The organism is Companilactobacillus alimentarius DSM 20249 (genome assembly GCF_002849895.1).
Lineage (GTDB): Bacteria > Bacillota > Bacilli > Lactobacillales > Lactobacillaceae > Companilactobacillus > Companilactobacillus alimentarius.
Genome location: NZ_CP018868.1, coordinates 55384 through 68058, shown reverse-complemented (window position 1 = coordinate 68058; position 12675 = coordinate 55384). Strand labels below are relative to the sequence as shown.

Annotated in this window: 11 protein-coding genes and 1 pseudogene; 8 read left to right on the top strand and 4 right to left on the bottom strand. The window is 39.2% G+C overall.

Annotated elements, in window-relative coordinates; genetic code table 11:
• Positions 1 to 20 precede the first annotated feature (20 nt).
• Together LA20249_RS11920 and LA20249_RS11915 are read left to right on the top strand one after the other, a co-directional pair.
• Entirely contained in the window at positions 21 to 248 is a 228-nt protein-coding gene (locus LA20249_RS11920) for a hypothetical protein (protein WP_236900124.1), read from the top strand.
• Positions 249 to 315: 67 nt separating this feature from the next.
• Complete coding sequence (locus tag LA20249_RS11915) at positions 316 to 696, top strand: baeRF6 domain-containing protein (RefSeq protein WP_236900123.1); 381 nt, start codon at positions 316 to 318, stop codon at positions 694 to 696.
• A gap of 463 nt (positions 697 to 1159) precedes the next feature.
• Here LA20249_RS11915 and LA20249_RS11620 read toward each other — a convergent pair whose 3' ends face one another.
• Positions 1160 to 2410, bottom strand: a complete 1251-nt coding sequence (locus tag LA20249_RS11620) for an ISL3 family transposase (protein ID WP_056945266.1) — start codon at positions 2408 to 2410, stop codon at positions 1160 to 1162.
• A gap of 178 nt (positions 2411 to 2588) precedes the next feature.
• Here LA20249_RS11620 and LA20249_RS11615 point away from each other — a divergent pair, with 178 nt between their 5' ends.
• Positions 2589 to 2948 (top strand): hypothetical protein, encoded by a 360-nt coding sequence (locus tag LA20249_RS11615; protein WP_057738140.1) that lies wholly within the window; start codon positions 2589 to 2591, stop codon positions 2946 to 2948.
• Here the strand turns inward: LA20249_RS11615 and LA20249_RS11610 are convergent.
• Positions 2935 to 3722 (bottom strand): IS5 family transposase gene (locus tag LA20249_RS11610; protein ID WP_101836923.1). Its coding sequence is split into 2 segments (ribosomal slippage): positions 2935 to 3464 and positions 3464 to 3722, totalling 789 coding nucleotides; the frame shifts between segments, so codons are not numbered across the junction. The two genes, LA20249_RS11615 and LA20249_RS11610, sit on opposite strands and share 14 nt — an antisense overlap.
• Before the next feature lie 205 nt (positions 3723 to 3927).
• Between LA20249_RS11610 and LA20249_RS11910 the strand changes: the two are divergent.
• Positions 3928 to 5656 (top strand): annotated as a pseudogene (locus LA20249_RS11910) (DEAD/DEAH box helicase family protein); the annotation flags it as partial.
• Between the two features lie 60 nt (positions 5657 to 5716).
• Here the strand turns inward: LA20249_RS11910 and LA20249_RS11590 are convergent.
• Complete coding sequence (locus LA20249_RS11590; RefSeq protein WP_057738164.1) at positions 5717 to 6892, bottom strand: IS256 family transposase; 1176 nt, start codon at positions 6890 to 6892, stop codon at positions 5717 to 5719.
• A 282-nt stretch (positions 6893 to 7174) separates the two neighbouring features.
• Between LA20249_RS11590 and LA20249_RS11585 the strand changes: the two genes are divergently transcribed.
• On the top strand, positions 7175 to 8446 hold the full coding sequence (locus LA20249_RS11585; protein ID WP_057738193.1) for an ISL3 family transposase: 1272 nt from the start codon (positions 7175 to 7177) through the stop codon (positions 8444 to 8446).
• Between the two features lie 284 nt (positions 8447 to 8730).
• Here LA20249_RS11585 and LA20249_RS11580 read toward each other — a convergent pair whose 3' ends face one another.
• Positions 8731 to 9936: an NAD(P)/FAD-dependent oxidoreductase gene (locus LA20249_RS11580; protein ID WP_057738166.1), complete on the bottom strand. Its 1206-nt coding sequence runs from the start codon at positions 9934 to 9936 to the stop codon at positions 8731 to 8733.
• Positions 9937 to 10357: 421 nt separating this feature from the next.
• Here LA20249_RS11580 and LA20249_RS11575 point away from each other — a divergent pair, with 421 nt between their 5' ends.
• The 3 genes from LA20249_RS11575 (at position 10358) to LA20249_RS11565 (ending at position 12116) form a co-directional block, all read left to right on the top strand.
• On the top strand, positions 10358 to 10951 hold the full coding sequence (locus tag LA20249_RS11575; protein ID WP_034528490.1) for a recombinase family protein: 594 nt from the start codon (positions 10358 to 10360) through the stop codon (positions 10949 to 10951).
• 96 nt (positions 10952 to 11047) lie between these two features.
• Positions 11048 to 11854, top strand: coding sequence for a ParA family protein (locus LA20249_RS11570; RefSeq protein ID WP_010010267.1), 807 nt, complete (start codon positions 11048 to 11050; stop codon positions 11852 to 11854).
• 13 nt (positions 11855 to 11867) lie between these two features.
• Positions 11868 to 12116 carry a ribbon-helix-helix domain-containing protein gene (locus tag LA20249_RS11565; protein ID WP_002825834.1) on the top strand — a complete coding sequence of 83 codons (249 nt, stop codon included), beginning with the start codon at positions 11868 to 11870 and terminating at the stop codon, positions 12114 to 12116.
• Positions 12117 to 12675: the final 559 nt, after the last annotated feature.

Here is a 12675-nt window from a genome sequence, read left to right as displayed (position 1 = left end):
CGAATGAAGATGTACTCACCTTGAGTATTAATTTAAATAAATTAAAATACCAACAAGATGAGCGTCTGCACTTAAAGAGTGCGCTTACAGAAATTAAAAAATATTCTATGGAACACCCTGAATTAAACTATAAAGAGCTTGAACGTCAGGTAGACAACTTGATTGATCAGAACCTACCATACCAAGGGATAACGTTATTCATTCAAGGTAATACTTTAGAGTTGTTCGTTTTACCACGGACAACTTGACGAAGTAAAGTTAACAATTAGCAAATCTCCCGACTTACTATCTATTTTACGTGAGCAACCAAACAAGATGTATTACTTGTTAGCGTTAGAGGGAACATCATTCAGACTATTCAAAATTGTTGATAAAACAGTTGCACCCGTGAAATTAGATGCAGACGCCCCAACCGACCTAGTGGAAACATTAGGATCAGAAAAACGTGGTGGTGAACTTAACTTTACTGGTCAAGGTGGTTCAACAACTTTCCATGGCCACAATGAAACAAGCAAGGAAAAACAGATTGATTTAGAGCGTTACTACCGCGAAATCAATAAGTATCTGGTTGAAACTATTGACTTAACTGTTCCAATCGTCTTAATGGATTACCTAAAAATCTGGCATTATTCAAACGAATTTCAGAAAAGCTGTCTCTATCTGAAATTCAAATTAGCAAATCCCCAACGGACTTAACAAATGCCCAAATTGAAAAGACCACTAGCAACGAAATCAGTGAACAAGAGGTTGAAACAATCACTGACGATGTTGCTGCCATTAATAACAAGCGGGTATTAACTGACACAGCTGAAATTGACCAAGCAATTGATACAAACCAACTAAACAAGCTGATTGTTAACGTTGGTAACCTATCCAATAGCGTCGATGACCACCTATACAATGACATCAACCGAATTATCTCTCGTGCCTTAAAGATTAACAGTCAGGTGGTTGTTCTTAAACAAGAAGAACCACAATCACCAGCCTTATTGGAAGCAACAACTTATTAATCGAAAAGCTCACAGAGCACGCCTAAACGGGGCTGTTCTGTGAGCTTTTTGATGACTTGCGAAAACCACCAAAAAATAATGGCTCTAAGTCAAATCGTATTGGTGAGACTTTTTAGAGCATTTACCACACCATTTATGGTGTGGTTTTTTTATGCGATGATAAGTCTGATCCTCACAAAGAAGTTATGGAGATTCCGGAACCCATAGCAGTTATGTTTAAGCTTTTTGATCTTTCCAATCAATCCTTCAAGAGGACCATTGGAATATGGCAATTCGCAGCTGTTGACTAGATATTTGTAGTTGTTCTTAAAAGTGGTTATAGCAGTATCCATTGAGCTCCCATTGTTTTTATATTCTTGCAATGTTTGCTTAAGCAATTCAGGGTCCTTAGATTTTATTGAACGTAGAACGTTCTGGTAAGTCTGGTATACATCTTTGAATACTGGATCGGCATCAAGACCAATGTCTACAAGATTCTGTTGAGTCATATACTCGTTGATACCAAAGATATATCTAATGTTGGCTTGATCCAATTCATCATCAAATAAGTGGAACATCCGCCATTGGCTTTTAAGAGCTTTGTATTCACGAGACTTTTTGTCACTGAGACTATTCAGTACAGACAAACGTGCTTTATCCAGCGCTCTTCCGACCAGTTGAACGATATGGAATCTATCAACGATTATCTTTGCGTTTGGGAATAATCTTCTTATGACACCTTGATAATTGGCATTCAGGTCTATCGAGACTGATTCGACTTGTTGTCTCTCAGATAATGAATACTCTCTTTTAAAGTGTTCGATTATCTTCATCGAAAGACGATTGGGCAAAAGGGTGATCATTTGGTGAGAGTCTGCATCGCAAGCTATAAAAGAAAACAAATGATTGGCAGACCTGAACTCATCGATGCAGATATTCTTTGGTAGTAAACGTGCTCTTTTAGGTAATTGAAGTCTGCCATATATCTTTCTGGCGACTGTGCTAGCAGATATCCCCAGCATCATAGCGATGGATTTGAAGGTAAAGGATTGTTTTGCCAAAAGTATGATCAGTTGATCTATTTGACGAGACATTGATTGATTCTTTTCTACCAGGTTAGTATGTGCTCCACAAGTCGTTTTACATGATCTACACAAATAGCGCTGCTTCCAGAGTTTCAAATGATATTCGGAACCGTTGAGGCTGCCTAAGCGGACATTGGTTTCTCTAGCTCCGTTCTTGATCAAGCAATCGAACCCGCAATTAGGACATTTCTTCAAGCGATACGATAATCTTCCTTCGATGACCTTGATATGGAGCTTTTGACTGCCACGGAATATCACTTTGTCATTTGAATTTAAGATATCGATATTTGTGTCTGTTATATTTAGAAGATTTAAGATAGAATTTAATTGGGGCATCACAGTATCTCCTTTGTACGATTTGGTTTGGTTGCTTAAATCATAACATTGGACTGTGAGGTCCTTTTTGTATGCCCAAAAGAAGACAATAAAAAACTGGCATTGGCTTTCACCAATACCAGAAAGTTTAGACCCAAAATAATAAACTAAGGGTCTATTATTTTTTGGAGAGTCAATAATGAAAAAGCTGATATTTTCAATCTGGGCAATTGCCCTGTTAATCATCGCAGGTACCCTAACTGTACTCGCAAGTAAAACAAATTCCGACACTCAGTCTAACCAACAATTAGCACCCCAAACTCAAACCAAGCTAATCAATATCGCAGATAAAGCATTAACAAAACGCGAGGCAAAGCAAACTCGAATCGTCTATGTTGGCAAAGTAGTCAGACATCACCAGAAGTTCTATTTACTTGCTGGGATCAAACGCCAGACTGGTAAACGCGTCTCAACAAAACCAGATTCAATTTGCAATTTCTTTATCAACGAAAGTTTTAAACTAAAAGCAATTTCTAAGAAGCTGTCTAAAATCTCTTAAGTAATAGTGCTAAAAACGCTAAAACGACCATTTGCAGACTGGTGGTTAATTGACGCTCACAATTTTTCCAAAGTCGCCGACAATTCTCTAGCCAACTAAAAGATCGTTCGACTACCCAACGTTGGGGCATGACTTCGAATCGATGCAACTCATTGCGCTTCGCAACCTGCACGGTTGCGTTTAAATTACTGGCTACATCGAGCTGAAAATTAACGCCTGAATAACCACCATCAACTAAGACATTTTGAACCTGGCGTAAATGCATGGCATGTAAAGCGATCATTGCACTGGCCCCGTCTCGATCAGAGACGTTCGCTCGCGTCATGTGAATGGCCTGCGGAAAGCCATTGATATCAACTGCCAGATGGCGCTTAATCCCCGAGATTTTCTTACCAGCGTCGTAACCTTTGTTTTCAGCAGTAGCGGTGTTTTTGACGCTCTGAGCGTCAACGATAATAAAGGAAGTTAAAGCTGAACGTCCTTGGTAAGTTCGCCGAGCAATGACAATTTTTTTAAAACTTGTTCCAATAAAGAATCAGCCGTAGGCTCAGCTTTAGTTGACCAAATTTTGTAATAGTTGTAAACTGACCGCCATTCTGGGAAATCACCGGGGACTTGACGCCATTGGCAACCGGTTTTCAAGACATATAGGACCGCACAGAAGACCTCGTAGAGGTCATATTTTCGAGGCTTAGTTCGCTTACGAAAATTTTCTAAAGCTGGTCGAATTAATTCAAATTGTTGCCGAGTAGTATTGCTGGGATAATTTTTCATAGCTTAAACTCGCTTTTTACATAGAAGTATATCAAAAATCATAGATCTTGGACAGCTTCTTAATAATTAACCTTCCGTTTTTTTGATGCTTGTCTATTTGGCTTTATTTGTATCCTAGCTATATTAAATTATGAAGCCTAAACGCTAATCTGTTCGCGTATAATAAACTAGTGAGTAATTTAAAGGTGGGGGAAGGAATGTTTTTATGTTGGAACTGTCATTTGAAAAAGAAGTTGTTAAAACCTTAACGACTGGAAGCAATCAATGGGTGGAACGCAAAGACCTGTATGGTGCGACGCCGGATCAATTATGGGCTAATTTTCGTGATAAATTAAATAACAATAATTATGCTAAATTGCAGGGACACCCTTTAACTGATACCGAATTTAATCAGGTTAAACGGGCGATTGAGGTCCGGACACCTTACGAAGCAGCTAAGTTACTAGCCGCCGAAAATGGCATTGGCAAAGTTGAAGTTGAACGTGATGATGCTAAGCTGGGCACGGTGACGCTCGAGTTGTTTTGGAAAGCGACGTTGCTGGCGGTAAATCTAGTTATGAAGTGGTACGGCAAGCAGTGCGACCACGGTTAGCTGGTACTCAAGATGTCGATCCTGATCGCCGTTTTGACGTAACCTTATTAATTAATGGGTTACCCTTAATTCAATTGGAAACTAAAAAAAGCCACGGTCGAACTTAACCAGGCTTTTAATCCAAATTGAAAAATACGCACAGGAAGGTAAATATACGGGAATTTACTCGCTGTTGCAAATGTTTGTGATTATGACGCCGGATAGTACGGCGTATTTTGCGAATGCCGAACCGGATCATTTCAATAAAGCCTTTTTGTTCAATTGGCCGAACGCGGGATAATCACCCCGTGGAAAACGGCTTAGCGTTTACGCGCCAAGTCCTTAATATTCCCATGGCCCACAAATGGTCAGTGAATATACGGTCATCGACCAAGAACGTCAGAGCTTAATTCTCTTACGGCCTTATCAGATTTATGCGATTGAAGCCGTGATGCACCGAATTCATGACCATCAAGATGGCTTTGTTTGGCATACCACGGGTTCTGGTAAAACACTCACCTCATATAAAACCGCTAAATTAGCTGCGCAAGATCCTGGTGTCGATAAGGTCATCTTTTTAGTTGACCGGCGGGATTTAGATGAACAGACAACTAGCAACTTTAGTGCCCTATGCTGCCAATGACGATATTGCCATTAACGAAGCCCAAAATACCGGTGATTTAATGCGTAAGTTGCAACAAAATGACGGTAAGGTCTTGGTCACCTCGATTCAAAAGCTCCATCGGGCGGTCAAAAAAACGCAAGCCCAGCTGGCAACCGGTAAGCAATCCCGCTTTAGTAAGACTTTAAAGCAACGGGTGATCTTCTTTGTTGATGAAGCCCACCGGTCGCAATTTGGTAAGATGCAAAAGGAAATTCGGGCAGCGTTTGTCAATAGTAATTGGTATGGTTACACCGGCACCCCCATCTTTAATGAAAATAAGAAACAGCTCAAGGGTGATCTAGCGGTCACGACTGAGGAGCTATTTGGTAAAGTCTGTCACGTTATAACTTGCGAGATGCCTTAGAGGACCAAGCCGTGTTACCGTTTAACGTCGAACATGTAACAACAATTGGCAAAGATACGTTAATAACCCGGGCCCTCGAGAAAGAAACCCAGCGCGTCAAAGCACGTCGCGATAAGCAAGGCCGCCTGCTGAGTACAGCTGATGAAGCAAAAATTCAAGCCAAGATTCAAGCGATGTCAGTCAAGGACTTGGAAGAAACGTATTTAACTCCGGCTGACTTTGAGACCGATGAACATATTAACCAAGTTGTTCAATATATTTTACAAAAAGGCCCGCGTAAAACCAGCTTGGGGCATGGCAACTACAATGCGATTTTGACCACCAGTTCCATTGAAAGGTAGCGTCAAGAATCTTGTGTAAATGAAATGCCTTCGTACATATAATATGTATCTAACTTAAATAAATGATGCTTCCAAGATGTCCTGGAGTCCTTTGAACCCTCGGTGGATCCGCTTCAGAGACTTCTCGTTATAAACATTAAACTGAGAAACCAGGAAGCGATCCAGTGAATCTTCCGTTGGAAATTGTTCTTTGTGGTGGGTGGTGCGCTTGAGATGCTTATTAAAGTTCTCAATCAGGTTAGTGGAGTATAGTGATTGCCGGATAGCTGGTGGAAAGTCCATGAAAGTGAGTAAATTCGGCATTTTAAGCAGATCTTTGATTAATTTGGGATAGGTCTGATGCCAGTTGTTGGCGAACTCATTCAGTTTCAGTTCGGCTGCTTCACGGTTGGCGGCCCGATGAACTTGTTTAAAGTCACTGATCACGGCCTTGCGGTCTTTTACGCGAACTTTGTTCATCAGATTCCGCCCAACATGAACCAGGCAACGTTGTCGTTTGGCTTTAGGGAAATGCCGATTCAAGCCTTCATCCAAACCAACTAACCCATCGGCCACAAACAACAGCACATCTTTAACGCCCTGCTTGATCAAGGTTCCCAGCAGTTCAGTCCAGATTCCAGTCGATTCCGTTGGCGCCACTTGGTAGTTCAGCACTTCTTTCGTACCATCTGGACGAATGCCAATCGCAATATGAACGGCTTCTTTTTGAACGGTATCCCGCTTTAACTGCAAGTAAGTGGCATCTAAGAAGATGGCCACATATTGTGAAGCCAGTCGACGTTGCTGGAAAGCTTGAACCTGTTCATTGACGGCTTTAGTCATGTTGGAAACCGTGGCTTTGGAGTAGTGAGCACCGTACATTTTCTCAATGAGTTCGGCAATTTCAGCAGTGGTAATTTCCTTGGTATACAACTGAATGACCGTTGTTTCTAAATTATCACTGTGCCGACCGTAGGCTGGCAAGGTATGATTTTCAAACCGGCCATTGCGATCTCGAGGAATGGTTAAGTTAAGTTGGCCGTACTTCGTATCAAACGAGCGCTCATAACTGCCGTTGCGGTTATTACCAGTGTTAATCCCAGCGTATGAGTAGCGTTCGTAACCCAAAAACTCTGCCAATTCGGTTTGAAGCAGCTGGTTAATCGCAATTTCGAGGTGGTGACGAAAAACTTCGTCCAAATCTTGCTTTTGGGCTAGTGCAGCGATAATTTCTGTGGTAAGTTCATTCATGGGGAATGCCTCCTGTGATGTTTTCTGTGGTTACTAAATATCATAAGGGAAGGCATTCCCTATTTCTATACAATTCAGAAATCTTTTATGCATTTACACAAGATATTTTACGCTCTCACAAAAAAACGGCTGTACGATAAATAGAGTTGATAGGCATTTTGCCATCAACTCTATTTTTGTATACCATTTATTAATAAAACTATTTTAGAACATCAAAAAGACACCATCCATACCTTTAGATGTTCTACCCTCTACAGCTTCACAATGAAAGGAATTTGAATGATGTCCCTAAGTAATAAGTCTATACGAAACGCTCTTGAAATGAAAGATGAGAATATTATCTTTACTGAAGACCCAAAATTTATGTTAGTTAATGGCATCAAGTCCTTAGTCTATTTTGCAATGCTAACTAAACAGATTGACCGTTGTCTTAACTGTGGCCTTGCAGGCCACTTAGTTAAGAATGGATTTAATAAAAATATGATAGTCGTTCCATCATTATCATTACGTCCAACGTATATAAGTCTGAAACGTCAAAAGTATAAATGTAAATCTTGTAACTCTATCTTTGTAGCCAAAACTAGTTATGTTTGGGAATATTGTCAAATCGCACAACCTGTTAGACAAATGATCTTATCAGAAACTGCTTTTAATACATCATTGAAGGATATCGGCAGACGTTTTAACGTCTCCGATAAGACCGTTCAACGTATCATCGATGAAGAAGCCAAGATGCACAAGAAATCACTTCCTGAACATCTTCCTAAGCACATGGCATTTGATGAATTTATGTCTACTGACAAAATGAGCTTTATTTGGTTAGATAGCGATAATCATCGTACGGGTGATATCTTGCCCAGAAGAACTTCATATCAAATCAGTAAATACTTCAGTCGATTTCCTTTGAAAGTCAGAAGACAGGTAAAAACTATTTCTTTGGATTTAAATGCCGGATACATTAATTTAGTACCAAAGTTGTTTCCAAAGGCCAAAGTCGTTGTTGATAGATTTCATATCGTTCAGATGATGAATCGTTCTCTCAATTCAACTAGAATACAGGTAATGAAACGAATGCCTAAAAGAAATAAAGAATACTTGTTCATGAAGAGAGATTGGAAAAAATTCTTGGAATCATTCGATTCCATCGAAAAGATAAACCCTAAGTATCAGTACAGTGTTGGTTATTATGAAACGGATCTAAATTTAATCACAAAGTGTTTAGATTTGGACGAAGGTTTCGCCAAGTCCTACGAAGTATATCAAGATATTTTAAAGGCTATTAGAACAGGCGATACTGATACAATGAATCAGATACTACTCAATTATCATCCACTCAATACCGCTATGGATCAAACAATGACATCATTAAGAAAATATCGTAAACAAGTATTAAATGCACTGAAGCTTAAATATTCCAACGGATTTTTAGAGGGAATCATTGGAAGAACAAAAAAGATAAAAAGTAGTGCCTATGGATATCGTAGTTGGAACAACTTTACTGAATGTATAAATATTCAAATGTTTTGGCTTCGAGCAAGCTCATCAGCCAAATAAAAAAACAGCTAGACCATTTATGGTCTAACTGTTAACTTGAACCGCCATCAACTTGATTTGACGAACAGCCGAAAACAAAAGGCATGACTCCCTGCGAATACAGGGAACATGCCTTAGCAGTTTAAAAATATTCAATTTTGTCTAACTTTTGTGTTGCACTTCATGCACTTTAAAATGACTCAAGGCTAGTTTTTATTTGCTACTGAGCCATCGTTAATGATGGCCATTTTGTTCTAAAGTACATTAGTGATGACGCAATGATTCACCGATATCTCATCCAGATACTAAGCTTTCTTCTCTCGAATGGAGCCCACCAGATCATCTGTAGCTGGAGCGTTCGCAAGCAATGCGCGAACATCATCAAGATTCACCTTAACATTCCAAACTAAAACACCAACTAACTTATCGGTATCTATGAAATAGACAAGCGATCCATGCGTTCGCCGATCAAAAATCAATTGCAATTTAGGATCAATATTACCGATTGCTTGCCAGGAAATATAAAAAATCATGGAATAGAAGTATGGGGTATGCTGATAGCTCATGTGAGCACCTGCCATATTACGGCCAACTAATTCACCAGAAAGTCGGGCATGGTCCACGTGCTCAATCCGTTGCCGACCCAAGATGTGATCTGGATAAGAGGCAATATCTCCAGCAGACCAGATGGCTGGGTCACTAGTATTGAGATACTCATTAACTTTCACACCACCATCAGCTAAATCCAAACAACTGTCTTCAGCTAAACTAATCCGCGGCGTAACGCCTAACCCAACAATGATCGTATCGGCTGCGATCACCGTACCATCCTTTGTCAATAGAGTCAAGTGGTCACCTTGGCGTTGATATGATTGGACAAACTGACCACTCATCAGTGTGACACCATTGCGTTTGAACGTGGCTTCATACTCAGTCCGAATAGGCTCAGGAAATTTACCCTCACCCAGCGCTTTTTCTGGAAAAATCATCGTAACTTCAGTCTCATTTTGGGTCAGTGACGATGCGAGCTCTGTACCAACATATCCACCACCAATGATCACAACTCGCTTGTTCGGACCACTAAATTTACGTAACTTGCGATAATCTGACCACTGTCTAAAGACTAGCACATGTGGATCAGAAGGTCCCTGGATTTGTCTAGGTTCTCCGCCAGTTGCTAGCAATAGCTGTTCATACTTGATTTGCTCACTATCGTCCAATGTAATGACCTTATCTTGCCGATTAATAGCCGTAACCGTTGTCTTGAACTTAAAAGTCACATTGGGATAATTTTCAGCACCAATCTGAATGTTCTCTTCAGTAAATTCATCATCTAGCCATAGTTTTTTACTCAGTGCCGGTCGTTCATATGGGACATCCGCCTCTTGCGAAATAATTAAGATCTCACCCTCTGAATCTTCCTGTCGAATTCCCTTGACGGCATAGCCAGCAACCACTCCGCCACCAACAATGACGTATCGATAGCTGTTTGTCTGATCCAAATCACTCATCTAATCGCCTCCATAACTTTACTTTTTCTAGGATCATTGTAATATAAAAACGCCATGATTCGAAAAATAACGCTCAGAATTGTCAATCGTTGCTTGCCTTTATCAGAATAATAATTTTATTTACATACTGCTACAAAGCTATCAAATATCACTATGATCCAGATTTAGAATTGCGGATAACACAGCATAAAATAATATTATTTTAATTAAAAAACCTCAATTTTTAAGGTAATCATTTTTGATTTTAATTTGAAGTAACAATATTCGAAGAGTTGTCATTTTTCTTGGTCATTTCTCGGATTTTAGTGGAGTTAGAAGTTTCAAGTGGTCCGCTCTGCTATACCCTAGTGGCCTTTTTTGATTCTGTGCTATACTAGGAATTACAAATGTTCATTAGAACTGTCCAAAAGGAGAACTGGAAATGGCTAAAATCGGTTATGCGCGTGTGAGTTCCAAGGAGCAACATTTAGATCGACAGTTAGCGGCTTTAAAAGACGTTGATAAATTATTTACGGATAAATTAAGTGGGGCTAACACTAATCGGCCAGAACTGCAAAAAATGCTGGCCTATATTCGTGAGGGTGATATTGTCCTGGTCACTGAACTAGATCGCTTAGGCAGAAACAACCAGGATTTAACTCAGATCATGAACTCCATTCAAAATAAGGGTGCCACCCTAGATGTGTTGAATTTACCGTCCATGACGGGGATTGCTGACCCCAATTTACGTCAACTCATGACCAATCTCATTATTGAACTGTATAAGTACCAGGCTGAAAGTGAGCGTAAGCGGATCATTGAGCGTCAACAACAAGGGATTTCTCTGGCCAAGCAGCAGGGCAAATATCATGGACGCAAACCCCAATACACCCAAGACGATCCCCGCTTGCAACATGCTTTTAAACTTTATCAGGCAGGCATGAGTGATGTAGATGTTGCCCGTAATACAGGGATTAAACGGACGACCTTTATCAGATATCGCAAAAAATATAGAATCTTTAAAAATGAGCTTTAAAAATGAGTTAATTGTCAGCTTAATTATTTAATAAATTGTTTGTTTATTTATTTGTCTACTAATGATATAATTAAGCTAGATGAAGGAGGTATCAAGATGAAGATTATTACTTTTACTGCTATCAAGGGTGGTGTTGGTAAAACAACCTTGACTTTAAATTATGGTGATTGGTTAGCCAAACATGGTAAGAAGGTTCTATTAATAGATTTAGACCATCAGTGCAATTTAACAACCGTTTTTGAAAAAACACGACGAAACAATACCATCGCTGAAGCGTTTAAAGAAAATGACAATGCTCAAAAAGTAAAAATTGACAGTGTCGGACCGAATCTAGATTTAATAGCCGGTTTTATAGACCTAGATGTTTTAGGAAGTTATCTAGAAAATAACAGTAACAAAGAAATGATGTTGTTCATGTGGTTTAAAAACAACTCCGATTCATTAAGCTTAACCGACTATGACTATATCTTAATTGATACGCACCCAGATTTTAGCACCATCACTAAAAACGCTATTGCTATCAGTAATTACCTGCTTAGTCCCATTACACCCAGTGAACATGGCTACAATGCCAAGTTTGACCTAGAAACACGACTCGAAAAATTCAGAAAATCACTTTTTGACTATCGAACTGGCGAAACTTACGTTGACGCAAAGCTTTTCTTTATCGGTAATATGATTAGACATAATACAAGCATGTCTCGCGATTTGCTAAAACACATAGAAGGCGATGAAACAGTCGCAACTATAATTCCTGAAAGAGAGCTCTTTAATAAAGCTACTGCAAGGCACGCTTCAATATTTGAATTAGCCAATCATGATGAATCCATTTTAAAGCAAAATCAAAAGTTCATAGAACACGCCGATCATCTTTTTCAAGAATTAGCAAATAAAACCAAGTAAGGAGAGTTAGATTATGAGTTTAGATTCATTCAACCATAAAAAAGACGAAGAAATGAGAGAAAGTTACGAAACTACATTGAAAGACAACAAGAAAGATGCAGTCGCATTTTTGAAAAATATCAGCCGAAAGGAAGTAGAGCGTAAGCGATCTGTGACCTTCTCAATTACTGAAAGTCAACTTAAAAAAATGGATACGGCTGCCCGAAAAAACGGATTTAAAAATCGTTCAGAATTCTTAGCTTCAATCATAGATGCAATTTAGCAGTTAAATAAATAAATAATTAATCAAACAAGTAAATACGCAATTTGTTCGCTTGATTAATTTGTGATTAGGTAAAAACTAGTAAAGTGCACTAAACCAAATACGGTTGCCTGTAGGTAAGCGCTATGCTAGACTAAGATTAATTTAACAACCGAATAAATAGATCAAGCTAAACAGAAAAATCCCCGATTCACGAGGAATCGGGGATTTTAGGTTTAGCAAGTAGCTAATAGCGAGCTACTTAGATTCAGACGATTTAGACCGCCAAGTTAAAATCGTCTGAACATTGTTCTTAATTTGTAGGTTAATTATACCGCAAACCAGTCCTATGGGACAAGTGAAGGATAGTTAAAAACAAATTGAATCCAATGGGCTAAGTGGCTAACCAATGCTATTTAGTCCATTTTTGTTGTTAGAAATTAAAAAAAGTTGCCGTATGGGCAACCCAGAATAGACACATGCCGGTGAATTTACAAAGCCGATCACGTCCAATGTTCGCTTTGTAATTCAGTTAAAGCATATCAGATTTGTATTTTAAAACAAGTCAGATGTTTTAGCA